At 69.1% G+C, this 21010-nt stretch carries 22 protein-coding genes; 7 read left to right on the top strand and 15 right to left on the bottom strand.

Features of this window, described 5'->3' with window-relative positions:
- Positions 1-6: 6 nt before the first annotated feature.
- Together DYE23_RS11110 and DYE23_RS11105 are read right to left on the bottom strand one after the other, a co-directional pair.
- A complete protein-coding gene (locus DYE23_RS11110) occupies positions 7-1080 on the bottom strand; it encodes a type III polyketide synthase (RefSeq protein WP_013472025.1) in 1074 nt (357 codons plus the stop codon).
- Positions 1067-1888 carry a UbiA family prenyltransferase gene (locus tag DYE23_RS11105; RefSeq protein WP_011894843.1) on the bottom strand — a complete coding sequence of 274 codons (822 nt, stop codon included), beginning with the start codon at positions 1886-1888 and terminating at the stop codon, positions 1067-1069. Before DYE23_RS11105 ends, DYE23_RS11110 begins: the two co-directional genes overlap by 14 nt.
- A 131-nt stretch (positions 1889-2019) precedes the next feature.
- Between DYE23_RS11105 and DYE23_RS11100 the strand changes: the two genes are divergently transcribed.
- On the top strand, positions 2020-3060 hold the full coding sequence (locus tag DYE23_RS11100) for an SAM-dependent methyltransferase (RefSeq protein ID WP_172527750.1): 1041 nt from the start codon (positions 2020-2022) through the stop codon (positions 3058-3060).
- On the opposite strand, the gene DYE23_RS11095 is transcribed toward DYE23_RS11100, so the two are convergent.
- Positions 3057-5645 carry a DNA translocase FtsK gene (locus tag DYE23_RS11095; RefSeq protein WP_172527749.1) on the bottom strand — a complete coding sequence of 863 codons (2589 nt, stop codon included), beginning with the start codon at positions 5643-5645 and terminating at the stop codon, positions 3057-3059. The two genes, DYE23_RS11100 and DYE23_RS11095, sit on opposite strands and share 4 nt — an antisense overlap.
- Positions 5646-5827: 182 nt before the next feature.
- Here DYE23_RS11095 and DYE23_RS11090 point away from each other — a divergent pair, with 182 nt between their 5' ends.
- From DYE23_RS11090 to DYE23_RS11075, 4 genes are all read left to right on the top strand, one after another.
- Entirely contained in the window at positions 5828-6142 is a 315-nt protein-coding gene (locus tag DYE23_RS11090; protein ID WP_011894846.1) for a putative quinol monooxygenase, read from the top strand.
- 5 nt (positions 6143-6147) lie between these two features.
- On the top strand, positions 6148-6966 hold the full coding sequence (locus tag DYE23_RS11085; RefSeq protein ID WP_115327214.1) for a mycofactocin-coupled SDR family oxidoreductase: 819 nt from the start codon (positions 6148-6150) through the stop codon (positions 6964-6966).
- Positions 6963-7829 carry an SAM-dependent methyltransferase gene (locus tag DYE23_RS11080; RefSeq protein ID WP_115327213.1) on the top strand — a complete coding sequence of 289 codons (867 nt, stop codon included), beginning with the start codon at positions 6963-6965 and terminating at the stop codon, positions 7827-7829. The genes DYE23_RS11085 and DYE23_RS11080 overlap by 4 nt, the downstream gene beginning before the upstream one ends.
- A gap of 191 nt (positions 7830-8020) precedes the next feature.
- Positions 8021-8683, top strand: a complete 663-nt coding sequence (locus DYE23_RS11075; RefSeq protein ID WP_011894849.1) for a response regulator transcription factor — start codon at positions 8021-8023, stop codon at positions 8681-8683.
- 432 nt (positions 8684-9115) lie between these two features.
- Here the strand turns inward: DYE23_RS11075 and DYE23_RS11070 are convergent, their stop codons facing one another.
- The 8 genes from DYE23_RS11070 to DYE23_RS11035 are packed head-to-tail and all read right to left on the bottom strand — an operon-like array spanning position 9116 to position 17089.
- The gene (locus tag DYE23_RS11070) at positions 9116-10792 is read right to left on the bottom strand and encodes a ribonuclease J (protein ID WP_011894850.1); all 1677 of its coding nucleotides are present in this window, start codon (positions 10790-10792) and stop codon (positions 9116-9118) included.
- 10 nt (positions 10793-10802) lie between these two features.
- Positions 10803-11711, bottom strand: coding sequence for a 4-hydroxy-tetrahydrodipicolinate synthase (dapA, locus tag DYE23_RS11065; protein WP_172527748.1), 909 nt, complete (start codon positions 11709-11711; stop codon positions 10803-10805).
- 44 nt (positions 11712-11755) lie between these two features.
- Positions 11756-12508: an FAD-dependent thymidylate synthase gene (gene thyX / locus DYE23_RS11060; RefSeq protein ID WP_099961306.1), complete on the bottom strand. Its 753-nt coding sequence runs from the start codon at positions 12506-12508 to the stop codon at positions 11756-11758.
- A 24-nt stretch (positions 12509-12532) separates the two neighbouring features.
- Positions 12533-13636, bottom strand: coding sequence for a GGDEF domain-containing protein (locus DYE23_RS11055; protein WP_115327211.1), 1104 nt, complete (start codon positions 13634-13636; stop codon positions 12533-12535).
- A 50-nt stretch (positions 13637-13686) separates the two neighbouring features.
- Positions 13687-14583 carry a haloalkane dehalogenase gene (locus tag DYE23_RS11050; RefSeq protein ID WP_013472032.1) on the bottom strand — a complete coding sequence of 299 codons (897 nt, stop codon included), beginning with the start codon at positions 14581-14583 and terminating at the stop codon, positions 13687-13689.
- A 3-nt stretch (positions 14584-14586) separates the two neighbouring features.
- A complete protein-coding gene (locus DYE23_RS11045) occupies positions 14587-15813 on the bottom strand; it encodes a winged helix-turn-helix domain-containing protein (RefSeq protein WP_099961304.1) in 1227 nt (408 codons plus the stop codon).
- Positions 15810-16292 (bottom strand): dihydrofolate reductase, encoded by a 483-nt coding sequence (locus tag DYE23_RS11040; RefSeq protein WP_099961303.1) that lies wholly within the window; start codon positions 16290-16292, stop codon positions 15810-15812. Before DYE23_RS11040 ends, DYE23_RS11045 begins: the two co-directional genes overlap by 4 nt.
- Positions 16289-17089, bottom strand: a complete 801-nt coding sequence (locus DYE23_RS11035; protein ID WP_011894857.1) for a thymidylate synthase — start codon at positions 17087-17089, stop codon at positions 16289-16291. The genes DYE23_RS11040 and DYE23_RS11035 overlap by 4 nt, the downstream gene beginning before the upstream one ends.
- Before the next feature lie 42 nt (positions 17090-17131).
- On the opposite strand from DYE23_RS11035, the gene DYE23_RS11030 reads away from it, so the two are divergent.
- Positions 17132-17869, top strand: coding sequence for a dienelactone hydrolase family protein (locus tag DYE23_RS11030; RefSeq protein WP_115327210.1), 738 nt, complete (start codon positions 17132-17134; stop codon positions 17867-17869).
- 5 nt (positions 17870-17874) lie between these two features.
- Complete coding sequence (locus DYE23_RS11025; protein WP_011894859.1) at positions 17875-18795, top strand: HpcH/HpaI aldolase/citrate lyase family protein; 921 nt, start codon at positions 17875-17877, stop codon at positions 18793-18795.
- Here DYE23_RS11025 and DYE23_RS11020 read toward each other — a convergent pair.
- The 4 genes from DYE23_RS11020 to dapB are packed head-to-tail and all read right to left on the bottom strand — an operon-like array spanning position 18789 to position 20916.
- A complete protein-coding gene (locus DYE23_RS11020) occupies positions 18789-19250 on the bottom strand; it encodes a hypothetical protein (protein WP_011894860.1) in 462 nt (153 codons plus the stop codon). The genes DYE23_RS11025 and DYE23_RS11020 overlap by 7 nt on opposite strands.
- Before the next feature lie 12 nt (positions 19251-19262).
- Positions 19263-19664, bottom strand: coding sequence for a flavodoxin family protein (locus DYE23_RS11015; RefSeq protein WP_235660571.1), 402 nt, complete (start codon positions 19662-19664; stop codon positions 19263-19265).
- 50 nt (positions 19665-19714) lie between these two features.
- Complete coding sequence (locus tag DYE23_RS11010; protein WP_011894862.1) at positions 19715-20182, bottom strand: hypothetical protein; 468 nt, start codon at positions 20180-20182, stop codon at positions 19715-19717.
- Positions 20179-20916, bottom strand: coding sequence for a 4-hydroxy-tetrahydrodipicolinate reductase (gene dapB / locus DYE23_RS11005; RefSeq protein WP_011894863.1), 738 nt, complete (start codon positions 20914-20916; stop codon positions 20179-20181). Before dapB ends, DYE23_RS11010 begins: the two co-directional genes overlap by 4 nt.
- Positions 20917-21010 lie beyond the last annotated feature (94 nt).

Below are 21010 nucleotides of genomic sequence, written 5' to 3'. Positions count from 1 at the left end.
GGCCGGTCACCACCGCAGCAGGACCAGTTCGGCGCTGATCCCCGGACCGAGGCCGATCATCAGCCCCGTCGACCCGGGCGGCGGCCTCTCGCCGGCGACCTGCCCGAGCGTCTCCTCCAGGATGTGCAGCACCGACACCGACGACACGTTGCCGACCTCGGCCAGCGAGCGCCGGCTCAGCGCGAGCGCACTGTCGGGCAGTTTCAGGCTGTTCTGCACCGCGTCGAGCACCTTCGGACCTCCCGGGTGGCACACCCATGCGCTGATCTCCTCGACGGTGAGGTCGTGCTCGGCCAGGAACGCGGTGACGGTGCCGGCGAGGTACCTCTCGACGACGTCGGCGAGTTCGGCGGTGAGCACGATCCGGAATCCGTCGTCGCCCAGGCGCCAGCCCAGCGCGTCGGTGCTGTCGGGGTAGACCTCGCTGCGCGTGGCAAGGACCCGTGGCGCGTCCCGAGTGCCACCGCCGCCGGCCACGACCGCTGCCGCACCGTCGCCGAACAGTCCGGTGACCACCAGATCGGCGGTGGTGATCCGCGTCGTCGGCCAGCTCAGCGAGCAGATCTCGACCGCGAGCAGCGCGGCGTGGTGCTGCGGCCAGGCGAGCAGATAGTCGTGCAGCCTGGCCAGCCCTGCCGCCCCGGCGACGCAGCCGAGCCCGAAGATCGGCACCCGTCTGATGTCGGGTCGAAGGCCCAGCCGGGGAATGAGGCGGGCGTCCAGCGACGGCACCGTCACCCCCGTCACCGAGGTGACGAACAGCGCGTCGAGATCGGCCGGGTCGACGTCCGCCGCCGAGAGCGCCCTGCGCAGTGCCCGCTCACCGAGGTCGACGGCCTCGTCGACATAGCGGTCGTTGGACGCCTCGACGGTGCGCAGCGCGGCGTACCCGCTCAGCGGCAGCGCGGTGTGGCGGTGTTCGACCCCTGCGTGCGCGTGCAGACGGCCGAGTTGCGCACGCTGGTCGGCGGACAGCCCGCTCAGCTCGGCTACGGCGTCGCTGAGCTCGGCCTGCGGATACCGGTGCGCCGGGAACACCGAGCGGACCGACAGGATCGGGTTGCCGTCAGGCCTGGGCATAGCCGACCACCACGAGCAGCACGACGTCGACGGCGGCGATCCCGAACGCCGCGGCGAACGGCACCCTGCCGGTTCCGAGGGCGGCGATCACGGCGAGCAGCGCCGCGACACCGAGCCCGACCCACGCGACCGGATGGCCTCCGGACGCGAAGAGCAGTAGAACCGACGCCGACAACAGCAGGATCAGCGCCGACGCGCGCACCGCACCGGGACCCCAACGCGCCCCGACCCGCTGAGGCAACCCCGCGACACCGGTGGCCCGGTCGGCCGCCAGGTCGGGCAGCACGTTCGCGAAGTGCCCCCCGAGACCGACCAGCGCCGCCGCCGCGGTCGCATACCACTGCGGGAGCGGCTGACCGGGCAGCGCGCTCGCCGCGTACGCCGGCAACGGCCCGAACCCGAGGATGTACATCAGGCCCGACGCCGTCGTCGCCTTCGCGCCGAGGTTGTAGACCCATCCGGCGCCGACGACCACCGCGAGCAGGAGTGCGGTGGGCACGCCGAGCGCCAGGCCCAGGGACAGGGCGGTCACTAGGGCAGCGACGGCGGCGACCCACACCGCACGCACGGACACCGCGCCGGTGACGACAGGTTTGTCGCGCCGTCCCGCCGCGGCGTCGCGCCGCGCATCGGCGGCGTCGTTGGACCATCCGATCGAGAGTTGACCAGCGAGCATCGCGGTGACGGCCAGGGCGAAATCGCCGCCCCGGGAACCCGACAGCGCGGCGAGCAGCGCGACCAGGGCGGTGATGGCCACCGACGGCCCGGGGTGACCGGCGCTGATCAGCGCACGGGCGCGAACCAGCACGACGGGCGTCGTTCGCGCACAGACCGTGATCGTGGGGTCTCCCCTCGTGACGACCGCACCGCGAAACGGTAATCGCCGCGGGCAGGTCTATTGACATGGTAGTTAAATCCGGAACGGAAGGTCCGCGAAACATGAGGCTTTCTCTGCGCGGCGCCAACGCCGCCGAACGGCTCGCGCTGCGCGCGGGTGTCGTCCCGACCGCGGCCGCCGAGGCGTGGGGCGGTATGGCGTTGTCGGCGGTCATGATCACCGCGGTCCGCACCGGGCTGACCGCCCGGCTGGCCCGGCGCCCCGGCACCGCCGCCGAACTCGCGGCCGACCTGGGTCTGGACCCGGTGCCGACCCGGCTGATCCTCGATTGCCTGCGCTCGGGCGGCCACGTCAGGTGCCGCTCAGGGCGCTACCGGCTCACCCGCTCGTCACGGCGCTGGCTCGACCCCGCGTCGAAGCTGTCGGTCGCGCAGTATGTCGCGGGCACCGCCGACTACTGGAGTTGGTGGGCGAACCTCGACGAGGTGACCCGCACAGGCCGGCCCGCCGCACATCACGACGCACCACCCGGCGACCCGTACTGGCAGCGCTACATCGGCGGCCAGCTGGAGCTCGCCCGGCTCAGCGCCGGCGAGGTGGCCCGCAAGTTGCGGCTGCCCGGCAAGCCGCGGTCGCTGTTGGATCTCGGCGGCGGTCACGGCTGGTACTCCGCCCAGCTGTGCCGTCGGTACCCGACGCTCGCCGCGACGGTGCTGGACCTGCCCGGCAGCGCAGCCGTCGGGCGCCGGGTGATCGCCGACGCCGGGATGGCCGACCGGGTGACCCACCGCGACGGCGACGTGACGACCGCCGCGCTGGGTGGCGGCTATGACGCCGTGTTGTGTTTCAACCTGCTGCACCACCTGAGCGCCGAGGAGACCGTCGCGCTGTTCGGCAGGATCCACCACGCGCTGGCGCCGGGCGGGACGCTGGCCGTGATGGACGCGTTCGCCGAGCCCGGCCACGCCACGTCGGCGCAGGCCAACGTGCTGGGACTGTTCGTCTATCTCAGCTCCGGTTCCCAGGTGCACCCGCCGGCGCAGCTGCACGAATGGCTGCGTCAGGCTGGGTTCGGCGTGCCGCGACGGATCCCGATCCTGCGGATCCCGGGTCAGGCGATGTACGTGGTCGCCAAGACCTAGAAATCCGTTTCGTCGTCCTCGCCGTCGGCGCCGTCGGCGTCACTGCCGCCGCGGATCAGGGCCAGCGTCCCGGCGAGCTCGTCGGGCTTGACCAGCACCTCACGCGCCTTCGATCCCTCCGACGGGCCCACGATGCCGCGAGTCTCCATCAGGTCCATCAGCCGGCCCGCCTTGGCGAACCCGACGCGCAGCTTGCGCTGCAGCATCGACGTCGAACCGAACTGCGACGACACCACCAGCTCCACGGCCTGCAGCAGCACGTCCATGTCGTCGCCGATGTCGGGGTCGACGTCCTTGCGTTCCCCGGCCTTGACCGCGGTGACGCCCTCGACGAACTCCGGCTCGGCCTGGTCCTTGGTCGCCGTGACGACCGCGTGGATCTCCTCGTCGGTGATGAACGCGCCCTGCAGCCGGATGGGTTTGTTGGCGCCCATCGGCAGGAACAGGCCGTCGCCCATGCCGATCAGCTTCTCGGCGCCGGGCTGGTCGAGGATGACGCGGCTGTCGGTCAGCGACGACGTCGCGAATGCCAGCCGCGACGGCACGTTGGTCTTGATCAGACCCGTGACGACGTCGACCGACGGTCTCTGCGTGGCCAGGACCAGATGGATGCCCGCCGCGCGTGCCTTCTGCGTGATCCGCACGATCGCCTCTTCGACGTCACGCGGCGCGGTCATCATCAGGTCGGCGAGCTCGTCGACGATCGCCAGGATGTACGGGTACGGCTTGTAGATCCGGTTGCTGCCCAGCGGCGCCGTGATCTCACCGGACCGCACCTTGTCGTTGAACACGTCGATGTGGCGCACCCGCGAGGCCTGCATGTCCTGGTAGCGCTGCTCCATCTCCTCGACGAGCCAGGCCAGCGCCGCGGCGGCCTTCTTCGGTTCGGTGATGATCGGCGTGATCAGGTGCGGGATGCCCTCGTACGGGGTGAGTTCCACCATCTTCGGGTCGATCAGGATCATCCTGACCTCGTCGGGGGTGGCCCGGGCCAGCAGCGACACCAGCATGGAGTTGACGAAGCTGGACTTGCCCGAGCCCGTCGAGCCGGCCACCAGCAGGTGGGGCATCTTCGCGAGGTTCGCCGAGATGAAATCACCCTCGATGTCCTTGCCCAGACCGATCACCAGCGGATGGTGGTCGCGGCGGGTCGACGGCGCGGTCAGCACATCGGCCAGGCGCACCATCTCGCGATCGATGTTGGGCACCTCGATACCCACCGCCGACTTGCCCGGGATCGGCGCCAGCATGCGCACGCTCTCGGTGGCCACGGCGTAGGCGATGTTGCGCTGCAGCGCGGTGATCTTCTCGACCTTGACACCCGGCCCGAGCTCGACCTCGTAGCGGGTCACGGTCGGCCCCCGGGTGCAGCCGGTGACGGCGGCGTCGACCTTGAACTGCTGCAGCACCGAGCTGATGGCGTCGGTCATCTGCTGGTTCGCCGCGGTGAGGCGCTTCGGCGGCTCCCCGGCCACGAGCAGATCGAGCGGGGGCAGCACGTAGGGTCCCTCGACCACCCGGTCCAGCGAGAGCTTCGGCTCTTTGGGCGTCTTCTTGCGTGACGTGACGGCCGGCGCGGCGACGGGCGCGGCGACGTCGTCGTCCTCGTCGACCAGCGGGTAGTTCTCCATCGGCGTGCCGGTCGGGCCGTCGGGACGGGTCAGCGGCACCGTGGGCTGCGCGGCGGCGGGCCACTGAGCCTCGTCGTCGGGGTCGCCGATCTGCTCGTCGTAGTACCCGTCGGAGAAGTCGTCGGCGCGGTTGTCGTCGTGGTCGCCGTCGTGGTCCTCGTCGTAGTAGTCGTCGCCGTCGTAGGAATCGTGGTAGTACTCATCGTCGTCATCGCGCCAACGCGTGGTGAACATGTCGCGCACGGTCGCGGGGACCTCGCGGATGGTCGTCCCGGTCAGCAGCAGCACCCCGAACAGCACGCCGATGAACAGCAGCGGGGCCGCGATCCACGCGGTCAGCCCGTCCGACAGCGGTCCGCCGAGCGCGAAACCGAGGAATCCGCCGGCGTGCCGGCGCTCCACCGGGTCCGCCGGCGCCCCTGCCCAGAGGTGCCACAGTCCGAGTGCGGGCAGCGCGACCATCGCCGAACCCAGGATCAGCCGCGGCCTGGCCTCGGGGTCCGGCTCGGAACGCATCAGCGTGACGCCGACGACGGCGAGCAGTACCGGCACCAGCACCACCGCGGCGCCGATCAGCACCCGCACGGTGGTGTCGATCCACGCGCCGACCGGCCGGGCCGCGTCGAACCAGGAACTCGCCGCCACGATGACCGCCAGTCCCAGCAGGGCCAACGCGATGCCGTCACGTCGGTGGCCGGGTTCGAGTTCGCGGGCCCGTCCCACCGAGCGCGCGGTGCTTCCCGCCCCCTTGGCCACCATCAGCCAGCCGGCGCGCACACCTTTGCCGACGGCGGTGCCCGCCGTCGAGATGGCCGAAGAGTTGCGTCGAGCAGGCTTGCGCGGAGCCGGTTTGCGGCGGGGCGCGGCAGGGCGCGCCGACCTGCCTCCGCCCCGCGGAGCGGGCTTCGACCTGGTCTGACGTGCGGAAGAGCGTGCCGCGGTCTTACTCGCCATACCGGTAAGACTAGTCGCATCAGCCTCAGATACACCATCTGCAACACTAGTCACAGATTGGTCTCGACGCTCCTGACCCCGTCAACAGCGCCCTGACCAGCCCGGGCGACACCCTGTGACGGCCACCACGCCGCCGAAGTAGGGTGGACAACTGTCCAGTTCATGCTCACTGAGGAGTCCGTATGCCGATCGTCGTGGTCGCAACCCTGACCGCCAAGCCCGAATCCGTCGAGACGGTCCGGAACGCCTGCAAGCAGGCCATCGAAGCGGTCCACGAGGAGCCCGGCTGCCAGCTGTACTCGCTGCACGAAGCCGACAACACGTTCGTTTTCGTCGAACAGTGGGAGGACGCCGACGCGCTGCAGAAGCACTCCGCGGCGCCCGCGGTCGCGACGATGTTCGGCGCGGTCGGTGAGCACCTCGACGGCGCGCCGGACATCAAGGTGCTGCAGCCGGTGGTCGCCGGAGATCCGGCCAAGGGACAGCTGAGGGCCTGACGGCGATGGCTGAGCTCACCGGCAAGGTCGCGTTCATCACCGGCGCCGCCCGGGGCCAGGGCCGCGCGCACGCGGTCAAACTCGCCTCCGAGGGCGCCGACATCATCGCGCTCGACCTATGCGCGCAGATCGACTCGGTTCCCTACCCCTTGGCGACCCCCGACGACATGGCCGCCACGGTCAAGCTCGTCGAGGAGGCCGGCGGGCGCATCGCGACATATGAGGCCGACGTCCGCGACCGCGACGCGGTCAAGGCCGCGGTGCGCGACGGCACCGAGAAGTTCGGCGATCGGCTCGACATCGTCATCGCGAACGCGGGCATCGCGCCGATGGCCGCGGCCGACGCGTGGCAGGACGTCATCGACGTCAACCTGACCGGGGTCTACAACACCATCGACGTCGCGATGAAACCGATGGTGAAGTTCGGCAACGGCGGCGCGATCGTGCTGACCAGTTCGGTCGCCGGGCTTGTCGGCATCGGTGCGCCGCTGGGCGGTTCGGTGGGGTATGCCGCGGCCAAGCACGGCATCGTCGGGATCATGCGGGTGTACGCGAATTTCCTCGCCCAGTACAGCATTCGCGTCAACTCGGTGCATCCGGCCGGGGTCAACACCCCGATGATCGACAACGACTTCACCCGGTCCTGGCTCGACGGTATGGCTCAGCAGAGCCAGGGCGGGCCGGACATGGGCAACGCGCTGCCGGTGCAGACGCTCGAGCCCGAGGACATCGCGAACGCGGTGTACTGGCTGGTCTCCGACGCCGCCCGCTACGTCACGGGAATCACGCTGCCGGTCGACGCCGGGTTCATCAACAAACGATGACGTCTCGCGATGCCGCGGCCGAGACGGCCTTCGGGCCGATGGTGCTCGCGGCCATCGAGCACAACGAACCCCCCGACCGTCGACTGGTCGACGACGACCTCGCGGAGTCGTTCCTGCCCAACAGATTTCGCCTTCTGGTCAGATGCACCCGGGTGGCTGCCGTGCGGAGAGCCGTCATCGCGGCCGCCGACCGGTCCGGCCCGGGCCTGTGGGCGAGCATCGCCTGCCGCAAGCGCTACATCGACGAGCGGCTCTCGGACCCGCTCAATGACACCGACGCCGTCGTGGTGCTCGGGGCGGGGCTGGACACCCGGTCCTGCCGCATCGCGCGCCACAGCACGATGCCGGTGTTCGAGGTCGACCAGCAGATCAACGTCGACCGCAAGCAGGCGGTGCTGCGTCGCACGCTGGGCGAGGTGCCGTCGTCGGTGCGCCTGGTCGGTGTCGACCTCGAACGCGGCCAGGCGATGCCGGCGCTCCGAGCGCAGGGCTACGACACCCGGGCGCGCACCTTCTTCAGCCGGGCGCCACTCACCCCTTTCCCCGACGCGGTGCGCGCGACGCTGACCCAGCTCGACGGCGCTGCCGAGGGCAGCAAGTTGATCTTCAGCTACATCCGGCAGGACTTCATCGACGGCACCGACCTCTACGGCGCGCGGTCGGTGTACCGCCGGTTCCGGCAACGGCGCGCGGTGTGGAAGTCCGGCCTCGTGCCCGAGCACGTCGGCGAACTCCTGGCCGACCACGGTTGGCGGCTCGTCGAGCAGGCCGGTCCGAGCTACTACCGCGACACCTACATCCGCCCGACCGGACGTCCCCTCGCCGCCTCGCCGCTCGAATGGACGGTGTTCGCCGAACGTTGAGCGTCCTGACCAGGCACAACGGTGTGTCGGCGTAGGATCGCGGACGTCGGGGCCTACCACCGCTGCTGACACCGTGGGGTTGCCGCCGTCGCACACGTAGGGGGCGTGATGCACGACCTGGTGCAAGGGCACGAGCACTCCTTCGTCGTGACCGCTGCGCGCCTCCTCCCAACACGCGAACCGAAGCCGACGTGGCAGCCGTCCTGATCGCCGAGGACGAGCCTCGCATCTCGGCGCTTGTCCGAAAAGGGCTGTCCGCCAACGGCTTCTCTGTCACTGTGGTGCCCGACGGCCCGTCGGCCTATGCGTATGCGCACAGCGGCGCCTTCGATCTGATGGTGCTCGACACCGGACTTCCCGGTATGGACGGCCTCTCCGTGTTGCGGCGGCTGCGGGCGGAGGGCAGTGCGCTGCCGGTGATCGTGTTGACCACGCGAACCACCGGCGCGGACACCGCCGCGCTCCTCGGCGGCGCCGACGACGTGATCGCCAAACCGTTCCGCCTGGAGGATCTGGTGTCGCGCGTGCGGACGCGGCTGTCCCCCGGGCGGGCGGCCAGGACTCACACGCTGTCCTACGGGAATCTGCGGCTGGACCTTCGGACCCGCCGGGCGCACGTGGGTGACTACTCGGTCGATCTGTCCGCGCGCGAGTTCGCGCTGGCCGAGATGTTCCTCCGGCACCCTGGTCAGGTGCTGACGCGCGATCAGCTGCTTCGCCAGGTGTGGGGCAACGACTACGAACCTGGCTCGAACGTCGTCGACGTCTACGTCCGGTACCTGCGACGGAAGTTGGGCGCCCGGCGCTTCGTCACGCTTCGGGGCATGGGGTATCGCCTCGAGGCCGTGCATTAGGTCGTCGACCCTCCGTCGCCGCACCCGACAGCAAATACTTCACGATCATCACTTCCACCACACGGGGCACCCCGCGACATATGCGCCCTCTTACAAATGAAACCATGGGTACCGTAATTCGCTGTGCCGGTATTCAGTGTGCTGCATATCGAATAAAACAACGTTTACCTGCAAATTCAAATACCTGACACCCGATGCCACATTCGCTGAAAATGCAACCGGAGTAATTAACGCACAATATTATTCGTGAATCCGGAAGAGTTTGCCGGATATGTTGCCTTCGTCAATCGACCGTGCCTACTATTCACAGAGCAACGGCGCTATCAGCGTTCATTCGGCCGCCGCGCCACGGTTGACGAGGGGTGACCGTGACGGCCGGCGTGCTCGCCTCCGCCACAGCGCGGCGAGCCGGATGTTCCTCGGAGCCGCGCGTCAGATCTCGATGACGGTGGGAACGATCATCGGCTGACGGCGGTAGGTCTCGCCGACCCACTTGCCCACCGCGCGCCGCACCCCCTGCGCGATGCGCGTCGGCTCGGTGACGTTCTGCGACGCCAGGTGTTCGAGCTCCGCCTCGACCTTGCGCGCTGCGGGCTCGAGCGCTTTCGGATCCTCCGAGAAACCACGGGCGTGCAGATGCGCCGGGGCGACGGCCTTGCCGGTGCCGCGGCGCACCACGACGGTGACCGCGACGAATCCCGACGACAGGATCAGTCGCTCGCCCAGCGTCGCGTCCCCGACGTCCCCGGTCACGAGTCCGTCGACGAACATCTTGCCCACCGGCACCGAGCCGGCGACGCTCACGCGGCCCGCGACCAGATCGACACTGACGCCGTTCTCCGCGATCACGATGTTCTCGTCCGGAACTCCGGTTCTGGCTGCCAGCGCCGCGTTGGCGCGCAGCATCCGCCACGTCCCGTGGACCGGCATGACGTTGCGAGGGCGTACCCCGTTGTAGAGGAACAGCAGCTCCCCGGCATACGCGTGGCCCGAGACATGAACGCGCGCTTGCGCATTGGTGACGACGCGGGCACCGATCTTCGCCAGCGAGTCGATCACCCCGTAGACCGCCTCCTCGTTGCCGGGGATCAGCGACGACGACAGGATGATCAGATCGCCGGCGGTCAGCGTGATGCTGCGGTGCTCGCCGCGCGACATCCGCGACAGGGCGGCCATCGGCTCGCCCTGGGTGCCGGTGGTGATCAGCACGACCCGGTCGGCGGGCATCATCTCGGCGGCGGCGATGTCGAGCACATCCTCGTCGGCGACCTTCAGGTAGCCGAGTTCGCGGGCGATGCCCATGTTGCGGACCATCGACCGGCCCACGAACGACACCCGCCGGCCCAGCGCCACGGCGGCGTCGATGATCGACTGCACACGATCGACATTGGACGCGAAGCACGCGACGATCACCCGGCCGTCGGCGCCGCGCATCAGCCGGTGCAGCGCGGGACCGACCTCACTCTCCGACGGTCCGACCCCGGGGATCTCCGAGTTCGTGGAATCGCACAGGAACAGGTCGACGCCGGCGTCGCCGAGCCGCGACATCCCCGGCAGGTCGGTCGGCCTGCCGTCGGGCGGCAGCTGATCGAGCTTGATGTCGCCGGTGTGCAGCACGGTGCCCGCCCCGGTGTGGATGCCGATCGCCAGACACCCCGGGACGGAGTGGTTGACCGCGAAGTACTGGCATTCGAAGACCCCGTGGGTGCTCTTCGTCCCCTCGGTGACCTCGACGAGCTTCGGGCTCAGGCGGTGCTCGCGGCATTTCTCCGCGATGAGCGCGAGCGTGAACTTCGAACCGACGATCGGGATGTCGGCGCGCTGCTTGAGCACGAACGGGATCGCACCGATGTGGTCTTCGTGGGCGTGGGTGACGACGATCGCCTCGACGTCGTCCAGCCGGTCCTGCACATGGCGCAGGTCGGGCAGGATCAGGTCGACCCCGGGCTCGTCGTGGGTGGGGAACAGCACGCCGCAGTCCACGATGAGCAACCGGCCGAGATGCTCGAAAACCGTCATGTTGCGGCCGATTTCGCCGATGCCGCCGAGGGCGGTCACCCGGAGGCCTCCCGGAGCCAGCGGCCCCGGTGGAGTATGCGTCAGATCCACTGGTCGACCACTACCTCAGCACCGACGCAGCGCGCATGTCCGCAGCGAGCGCCTGCAGCTGCACGTCGTTCGCGGGGATCTGCGGCAGCCGCGGATCGCCCACCTCGAAACCCTGCAGACGCAGCCCGGCTTTCGACAGCGTCACTCCCCCCAGACGCGACTGCGCCGCACTGAGCGGGCCGAGCGCGACGTTGATCTTGCGGGCCGTCGCTACGTCCCCGGAAGCGAAGGCGCTCAACATGTCTCGCAGCTGACTGGCTGCCAGATGGCCCCACACGCTGATGAAACCGACCGCTCCCATGGCCAGCCACGGCAGGTTCAGCGCGTCGTCGCCCGAGTAGTAGGCCAGCCCGGTCTCGGCGATGATCTGGCCTCCGCCGTGCAGGTCGGCTTTGGCGTCCTTGATCGCGACGATGTTGGGGTGCTGCGCCAGGCGACGGATGGTGTCCCATTCGATCGACACCACCGAGCGTGGCGGGATGTCGTACAGGATGTTCGGCAGGTCGGTCGCGTCGGCCACGGCGGTGAAGTGTGCGACGAGGCCCGCCTGCGGGGGCCGCGAGTAGTACGGCGTCACGACGAGCAGGCCGTGCGCGCCTTCGGCGGCGCTGGCCTTGGCGAGGTGGATGCTGTGGGCGGTGTCGTAGGTGCCGGCGCCGGCGACGATGCGCGCCCGGTCACCGACCGCCTCCAACACCGTGCGCAGCAGCAGGATCTTCTCGTCGTCGGTCGTGGTCGGTGACTCGCCCGTGGTGCCGGAGACGACCAGACCGTCGCAGCCGGCGTCGACCAGGCGGGTGGCCAGCCGGGCCGCCGTCTCGATGTCCAGCGAGCCGTCGGGCTTGAACGGAGTCGCCATCGCGGTCAACAAGGTGCCCAACCGGGCTGGGGCGTCGAATCCGCTGGTACTCACGGGCACCAAGATTACCTCGTCGCCCCTGCGCCCCACGAATGGCTTTCGGGCTACACCTCCGTTGCCAGCGGACTGGTCGCGACCTCGGTGCCGTCGGCCAGCGTGGTGATCTCGAAGTCGGAGAACACCTGGGGCGCGACCGCCACCAGCCTGCGCAGGCACTCGATGGCCAGGCGGCGGATCTCGACGTCGGCGTGTTCGCTGGCGCGCATCGCGATGAAGTGGCGCCACGCCCGGTAGTTGCCGGTGACGACGATGCGCGTCTCGGTCGCGTTGGGCAGCACGGCGCGCGCGGCCTGCCGGGCCTGTTTGCGGCGCAACGTCGATGTGCCCTGGTCGGCGAGCTTGGCCTCCAGCCGATTCAGCAGCTCCGTGTAGGCCGCGCGGCTGGCGTCCGTCGCAGCGGTGAACAGCGCCAGCAGCTCGGGGTCGTCCTCGATGCCGGGCGGCGCCACCACCTCGGCGTCATTTTCAGGCACATAACGCTGGGACAGCTGCGAGTACGAGAAGTGACGGTGGCGGATCAGTTCGTGGGTGCACGACCGGGACAGGCCGGTGATGTAGAAGGACACCGACGCGTGCTCGAGCACCGAGAAGTGGCCCACGTCGATGATGTGTCGGACGTAGGTCGCATTGGTCGCGGTGCGCGGGTTCGGCTTCGACCAGCTCTGATAACACGCGCGACCGGCGAATTCCACCAGCGCGGCGCCCCCGTCGGCGTCGGTGCTCCACTCCACGTCCGGCGGTGCCGAGAACTCGGTCTTGGCGATCAGCTGCACCCGCAGCGGCGCGATCTCGGCCACGGGCTGAGCCTAACGTGCGGCGGACTACGCGTCGGCGAGGTCGGCGCCGTCCAGGCGGCGGTGTTCCACGCGGTCGCCACCGGCTCGCTTCGAGACGTACATCGCGGCGTCGGCGCTCTCGATGAGCTTGTCGAGAAAGTCGGGGCTCATCCCGCCGGCTGCGCTGTTCTCCCAGGCGATGCGCGCACTGCAGATACCCAGGCTCGCGGTGATGCCGAACGGTCCGGCGGCGATGCCCTCGCGGATCAGGTCCGCGGTCCGGCGTTGCAGAACCGGCAGGTCGACGTCGGCGACGACGAACTCCTCCCCGCCCAGCCGCCCCGCGCTCGCCCCCGCGTGCCGGTGCAGGATCTCGGCGACGTACACCAGCGCGGCATCGCCGACCGCGTGCCCACGTGTGTCGTTGAGGCTCTTGAATTTGTCGAGGTCGATCACCGTCACGTTGAACGCGGCGTCGACCGCATGGGTGTCGGCCAGAAGCTGGTTGACCGCACTGTAGAACGCCCGCCGGTTCAACAGGCCCGTGAGCGGATCCCTATCTGCTGCGCGCAGATCGGTGTGCAGCGAGTGCACAAGCGAATGGATGCCGAACGGCACGCCCGTGTTGAGAGCGATCACATTGATCGCGGCGGCGGCTGTCAGCGCGACGTCCCCCGTTTCGGTCACCAGCCGCGCCGCTGTGATCGTGGCGCAGATGGCGGCCACCGCGAAATTGGCCGCGACCTGTCCGACCGAGTGGAAGTAGGCGAGGAATCCGCCGATCACCGCGAACAGCGTGCATCCCATCAACCCCGAGTACGGGTTGGACAGCGCCAGGCAGCCCATCGCGATACCGCCGGAGCACAGCGCGTTGTACACCAGGGACTGCGTTCTGCTGGGCCAGCCGGACAGCCACAGCAGCGACGCCCCGGCGCCGGCTGCCCCGGAGACGATTGCGACGCCCCTCGTCAGGTCGGTGTCGGGGCCGAGCGGGCTGGCCAGCATGACCAGCGGCAGGGCCCCGAGCACCACGGTGAACGTGAACGTCGCCCACCGCCACCGCTGTTGCATGCCGCGCTCACGCAGGTAGTTGCTGAACCACTCGAACTGGTCCGTCTGCCGCCACCATTGGCGATCCGACGCAGGCATCCCGCCAGTCTGCCGCCTCTTGACGTCGGCGTCAGTTCGATGTCGGCGCGTCAGACGGAGGTGTTTCTCACAAAATCCACCACGACGCCGGCGAGCTCGGGGCCTCTGTCCTCCTGCAGGAAGTGCCCGCCCCCGGCGATGGTCACCTCGGGCTGACCGTGGGCACCCGGGATCAGCGTGCGCAGTGCCGCATCCGCACCGCGGGTGATCGGGTCGGAATCGGAGAACGCGCACAGGAAGGGCTTGTCGAAGCGGCGCAGCACCTCCCAGGCCGCCCGGTTCGCAGGCGCCGCGGGGTCGTCGGGACTGGTCGGGACGAGCGTCGGGAACTGCCGCGCGCCGGCTTTGAACGAGTCGTCGGGGAAGGGCGCGTCGTAGGCCGCGATGACGTCCGGCGCCAACGTCGACACACACCCGCCGTTGACGATGTGGCCGACGGGAAAATCCGGAGTCTCCTGACTGAACCGCTGCCAGGCCAGGAACGCGTCGCCGGGATGCTGGTCTCCGGTCGGCAGCGTGGTGTTGGCCGCGACCACGCGGGCGAACCGGTCGGGGTGCTCTCCGACCAGGCGCAGACCGATGAGTCCGCCCCAGTCCTGGCACACCAGCGTGATGTCGGCCAGCCCGAGCGCGGCGACCGCACCCCACGTCCAGTCGACGTGCGCCTGGTAGGTGTAGTCGGCACGATCGGCCGGTTTGTCGCTGCGGCCGAAGCCGACCAGGTCGATCGCGACGGCCCGCAGACCGGCGTCGACAAGGACCGGGATCATCGTGCGGTACAGATAGCTCCACGACGGCTCGCCGTGCAGCAGCAGCACCACGTCGCCGTCGGCGGGCCCCTCGTCGAGGTAGTGCATCCGCAGGCCGCCGACCTCGACGTAGTGCGGGTCGAACGGAAAGCCGGGCAGATCGGTGAAGCGCTCGTCAGGGGTGCGCAGGACGTCCATGCCTCAGCTAACCAAGGCGGCGCGCAGGTGCGCAGACAAATCGCCGCGCTCGGCCACCACCACGTCGTCGAGGCCGAGCCAGTCGGCCATCTGACGCAGAGCGGTGGCCAGCTCGGTGGCCACCCGTGGGCCGTCGCGGCCACCCTCGCAGTACGCGCCCAGGACCTGCAGTGCCCCCGCGGTCCGGTCGGCCTTCAGGTCGACGCGGCCGACGAGGTCACCGTCGAGCAGGAACGGCCAGACGTAGTAGCCGTAGCGTCGTTTCGGTTGCGGCACATAGATTTCGATCCGGTAGTGGAAGCCGCCGAACAGTCGCTCGACGCGCGGGCGGAAGAAGATGAGCGGATCGAACGGACACAACAGCGCGGTGCCCCGGTCTCGGCGCGGAACGGTCTGACCGGCCCGCAGGTACGCAGGAGCGTCCCAGCCGTCCACCTCGACGCGTTCGATCTCGCCGGCATCGAGGAGGTCTGTGATGGCCGGCCTGACCTGTCGGGCACCCAGCCGGAAGTAGTCGCGCAGGTCGGCCTCGGTGGCGACGCCCAGAGCCGTCGCGGCGCGCAGGGTGAGCTCGCGCAGCGCGTCGGCCTCGTCGACGCGGCGCGCCACCACGTCGGCGGGCAGCACGCGTTCGGTGAGGTCGTAGTGCCGGGCGAAACCGACGCGCGTCGCGGTGGTCAGCACACCCGACGACCACAGCGCCTCGGCGACCCACTTGGTGTCGCTGCGATCCCACATGGCCTTTTTGACGGATCCGCCCGTCCTTCTCGGTTCAGATTCCAGGTACGCCTCGATCTGACCGGCGGTGCACGGGCCCAGCGCCGTCACCGCCTCGACGATGTCGGCGGCGAGCTTGCCGTTCTTCTTGACGATCTCTCTGCCCCAGCGCCCGTGTTCGTACTCACGCATCCGCCAGCGCAGCAGCGGCCAGTCGTCGACGGCCATCAGCGCGGCCTCGTGCGCCCAGTACTCGACGAGCAACCGCGGTGAACGCGCCGAGTGGCTCCACGCGGCGCGGTCCAGGACGTCACGGTCGTAGGGGCCCAGCCGGCTGAACACCGGGGCGTAGTGGGCACGCACCGCGACCGACACCGAATCCAGTTGCAGGACCTGCAATCTCGCGATCAACCGCTTGAGGTGTGCGCGGGTGACCGGTCCGGAGGGCCGGGGCTCGTGAAACCCCTGGGCCGCGACCGCCACCCGCCGCGCCTGCGCAGCGGTGAGCCTCATTTCCTCACATACGAGTAGAACCGGTACCGAAGGCCCGACGCGCTGTCACGCCACTCCCCCTCGGTCCCGACCCACGCCTCGTCGAGAAGCGGTGCCAGCGCATCCTCGTCCTGCCGGTGCAGGTCGAGATCCACTTCGGTGATCTCGCAGCGGGTCGCCAGCGGCAACGCCAGGCCGTAGACCTGCGATCCGCCGATCACCCAGGCGTCGTCGAGCGGCGCGTCCTCCAGCACTGTGACGACCTCGGCCCCCTCCGCCACGTAGTCGGCCTGCCGGGTCAGCACGACGTTCCGGCGGCCCGGCAGCGGACGGAACTTCTCGGGCAGCGACTCCCAGGTCTGCCTGCCCATGATCACGGTGTGGCCCATGGTCAGCTCCTTGAAGCGGGCCATGTCCTCGGGCACATGCCACGGGATGCCTCCGTCGCGGCCGATCACCCCGGAACTCGACTGCGCCCAGATCAGGTTCAGTTCGGTCATATCGCGACGGGCGCTTTGATGGCCGGGTGCGGTTCATAGTTCTTGATGACGACGTCCTCATAGGTGTAGTCGAAGATCGAATCCCGCGGCGCGAGAACGAGTTCCGGGTAGGGACGCGGATCACGGGAGAGCTGCTCGGTGACCTGCTCGACGTGGTTGTCGTAGATGTGACAGTCCCCGCCGGTCCAGATGAACTCACCGACGCCGAGGCCGGCCTGCGCGGCCATCATGTGCGTCAGCAGCGCATAGCTGGCGATGTTGAACGGAACGCCGAGGAACAGGTCGGCGCTGCGCTGGTACAGCTGGCAGCTCAGCCTGCCGTCGGCGACGTAGAACTGGAAGAACGCGTGGCACGGCGGCAGCGCCATCTGCGGGATCTCGCCGACGTTCCACGCCGAGACGATGTTGCGTCGCGAGTCCGGGTCACGCTTGAGGAGGTCCAGCGCGGCGCTGATCTGATCGATGTGCTCCCCCGACGGCGTCGGCCAGGATCGCCACTGCACACCGTACACCGGCCCGAGATCGCCTGTCGGAGAGGCCCATTCATCCCAGATGGTGACACCGCGTTCCTGCAGCCACCGGACGTTGGAATCGCCGCGCAGGAACCACAGCAGCTCGTACACGATCGACTTGGTGTGCACCTTCTTGGTGGTGATCAGCGGAAAACCCGCGTTCAGGTCGTACCGCATCTGGTGCCCGAACAGACTGCGGGTGCCGGTTCCCGTGCGGTCGGACTTCGGGGTCCCGGTGTCGAGCACCAGGCGCAACAGATCCTCGTACGGGGTGGCGGTCGGCACGGACCTAGCTTACGTCCAGCGCCGCGGGGTAGAACGGATCCCATGCCGACGATCACCGACACCGTCACGACGACCGACGGATCCTGCCCGGTCACCCTGCACACACCCGACGGTGACGGTCCCTGGCGCGGCATCGTCATGTACCCAGACGCCGGCGGCGTCCGCCCCACCTTCCGCGCGATGGCCGACGAGCTCGCCGGCCACGGCTACGCGGTGCTGCTGCCCGACGTCTACTACCGCGAGGGCGACTGGGCGCCGTTCACGATGTCGACGGTGTTCGGCGACGCCGCCGAGCGCCGGCGTCTGTTCGGGATGATCTCGAAGGTGACCCCGGAGCGGATGGAATCCGATGCGGTCGCGTTCTTCGACTACCTGGCGGACCGCCCGGAGGTCAGCGGCGAGACGTTCGGCACCACGGGCTACTGCATGGGTGGACGCACGTCGCTGGTGGTGGCCGGACGCGTGCCGCAGCGCGTCGCCGCGGCGATGTCGTTCCACGGTGGCGGACTGGTCACCGACGACGCGGAGAGCCCCCACCTGCTCGCCGACCGGATCCGTGCGGCCGTCTACGTCGGTGCGGCCCACAACGACAACTCGTTCACCCGGGCCGACGGCGAGACGCTGGACAAGGCGCTGTCGGCCGCCGGCGTCGAGCACACCGTCGACTGGTACTCCGCGCAGCATGGCTTCGCGGTGCCGGACAACGGACCCTACGACGAGTCGGCGGCGCGGCGGCACTGGGACGCGATGCAGTCGTTCTTCGCCGCTCACCTAGTCTGAGCGGCGTGTACGACCAGAGTTTCGGCGAGGCGGCGTTCGGCGAGCAGGGGCAGCGGATCGATCCGGTCCTGGCCCGCAGCTGGCTGCTGGTGAACGGTGCGCACTACGAGCGGTTCCAAGCGGCGGCCCACTCCCGGGCCGACATCGTCGTGCTCGACATCGAGGATGCCGTCGCCCCCAAGGACAAGGCCGCGGCCCGCGCCAACGTCGTCCGCTGGCTCGGCGAGGGCCACGCCGACTGGGTCCGGGTCAACGGCTTCGGCACCGAGTGGTGGGCCGGCGATCTGGAGATGTTGGCCGGCACGTCGGTCGGCGGGGTGATGCTGGCGATGGTCGAGTCGGTCGACCACGTCACCGAGACCGCCAAGCGGCTTCCGGGTGTGCCGATCGTCGCGCTGGTGGAGACGGCCCGCGGATTGGAGCGCATCACCGAGATCGCCGCGGCGAAGGGAACGTTCCGTTTGGCGTTCGGCATCGGGGACTTCCGGCGCGACACCGGATTCGGCGGCGATGCGCTGACCTTGGCCTACACGCGATCCCGGTTCACCATCGCCGCGAAGGCAGCCCATCTGCCGAGCGCGATCGACGGCCCGACGGTCGGATCCAGCGCGCTCAAACTCAGTGAGGCGACCGCGGTGTCCGCGGAGTTCGGTATGACGGGCAAGATCTGCCTGACGCCCGAGCAGTGCCTCACGGTGAACGAGGGGCTGTCCCCGTCGGCCGAGGAGATCGCCTGGGCCAAGGAGTTCTTCGTCGAGTTCGAGCGTGACGGCGGCGAGATCCGCAACGGCTCGGACCTGCCCCGCATCGCCCGCGCCAACAAGATCCTCGAGCTGGCCCGTGCGTACGGGATCGAACCGTCAGAGTTCGACGACGTCGACGAGCCCACCCATATCCCGGCCCCGTCGGACACCTACCACTACTGACGTCCGCGACGCCGGTTCGCGAGGAAGCTCGCCAGGCCCCGCAGCACGCCGCGGGCGGCGTAGATCCCGACGATCACCGTCAACACGATCATCACGACGAACATCACCAGCCAGTTGGACCGGCTGTGGTCGACGTGCCACCAGACGAGCGTGAACATGATCGCGCAGACGAACAGCACGATGTCGCGCCAGTTGCCCTCGTAGGACATGGCCAGTTCGCGCAGCTCCCGGCTCTTGTCCGCTGCCGCGACCAGCCCGTCGATGCGCATGTCGATGATCCGCTGCAGTTCGGCGCGACGCTCGACCTGCTCGGCCGGCAACCGCTCCAGCAGATCGAGGTCCTTGGCGATCGCGTCGCGGACGTCGGGCGGACGCAGGTTCCCCGCCGCCAGTCCGAGCAGGGCGCCGCCTGCGATCGGGGCACCCGCAAGGGCGAACTCGGCCATACCCGGCATGAAAGTCCTCCGTCATTCCATCAGCGTCGCGGCGACAGTCGCACCGAGATTCCAACACGCTTCCAGGTCGTTCTTGGCAGGCTTGCCCGACACGACCACCGTGTCGGCCGCCTGTTCCCACCCGAGGCCGCCGGTGATGCCCGTCAACGCGCGCTGCGCGCCCTCGGTGCCCTCGTTGCCGTGCAGGAAGACACCGAACGGTCGGCCTTTCGTGGCGTCGAGCAGTTGGTAGTAGGAGCAATCGAACGCGTGTTTCATTGCGCCGCTGACGTATCCGAGGTTCGCCGGGGTGCCGAGCAGGTAGCCGTCGGCCGCGAGCATCTCAGCCGGGGAGACCGTCAGCGCCGGTCTGCGCAGCACCTCCACGCCCTCGATCTCCGGATCGGTCGCCCCGGCCAGCACCGCCTCGAACATCTCGTGACAGTGCGGCGACGGGGTGTGATGAACGATCAGCAGCGTCTTGCTCACTGCGCGGACTCCTCCATCTGCACAGCCTTCTTCATCGTCTCGCGGGCTCGTGTGCGGTCGCCGGCGTAGTCATAGGCGCGCGCCAGGCGGTACCACCGCACCCAGTTGTCGGGATCGTTCTCCACCTCGGTGCGGACCGTGGCGAACAGTGCGTCGGCGGCGTCGCGTTCGATTCGGCCCGAGGCCCTGCGCGGCAGGTCGTCGACGTCGAGATCCATCCCGCTCTCCCGGGCCTTCCGAGCCAGACGCTGGTGCGCCAGACCGGCTTTGAGCGTCGCCACCAGAACCCACGCGCCGATCGCGGGCATGATCAGGATGGCCAGGCCCAGACCGACGGGCGCCGCCTCGCCGGACCCGATCAGGATCAGGGCCGTGCGCCCGAGCAGCACGAAGTACACGACGAGCGCGACGCACATGAAGCCGATCAGCAGTTGGATACGCAGTGCGCGCGACCCGTCACTCATGCTAGGTCGAGTAGCGACTCGATGCCGATGGTCAGCCCGGGATTCTCGCGAATCTTGCGTACCGCCAGCAGCACACCGGGAACGAACGACGTGCGATCGATGCTGTCGTGGCGGATCGTCAGCGTCTCGCCGAGCGTGCCGAACAGCACTTCCTGATGCGCAACGAGCCCGGCCAACCGGATGGAGTGGACCGGCACGCCGTCGACGTCGGCTCCGCGCGCTCCCTCCAGGCCGGTGCTGGTCGCATCGGGGTTGGGCGGCATGCCTTTCCGCGCTTCGGCGATGAGCCGCGCGGTGCGTGCGGCCGTGCCCGACGGGGCGTCGGCCTTATGTGGATGGTGCAGCTCGATGACCTCGACGGACTCGAAATGTTTGGCAGCCTGCTGGGCGAAGTGCATGGACAGCACGGCGCCGATCGCGAAGTTGGGTGCGATGAGCACGGAGACATCGGGCTTGGCCTCGAGCCACTTCCTGACCTGGTCGAGCCGCTCGTCGGTGAAGCCGGTCGTGCCGACAACGGCGTGAATGCCGTTCTCGATCAAAAACTTCAGGTTGTCCATGACGACGTCGGGGTGGGTGAAGTCGATGACGACCTCGGTGTCGGTGTCGACGAGCGCCGAGAGCGGGTCGCCCGCATCGATTCCGGTGGTGAACGTGAGGTCCTCGGCAGCCTGCACTCCGGCCACCATCGTCGCGCCCACTTTTCCCTTGGCACCCAGTACTCCGACTCGCATAGGGTCACCCTAGCGTCGACGCCGTCGCGCTCTCGTGGCACGGCTTGGCAAACCCTGAATTTTCTTCTGTCACTTGGGTTTCTCTGGTCCCAGA

The organism is Mycolicibacterium gilvum, from assembly GCF_900454025.1.
Taxonomy (GTDB): Bacteria; Actinomycetota; Actinomycetes; order Mycobacteriales; family Mycobacteriaceae; genus Mycobacterium; species Mycobacterium gilvum.
Note: the sequence above shows the minus strand (reverse complement) of the source record. Positions and strands in the feature narration are given on the sequence as shown.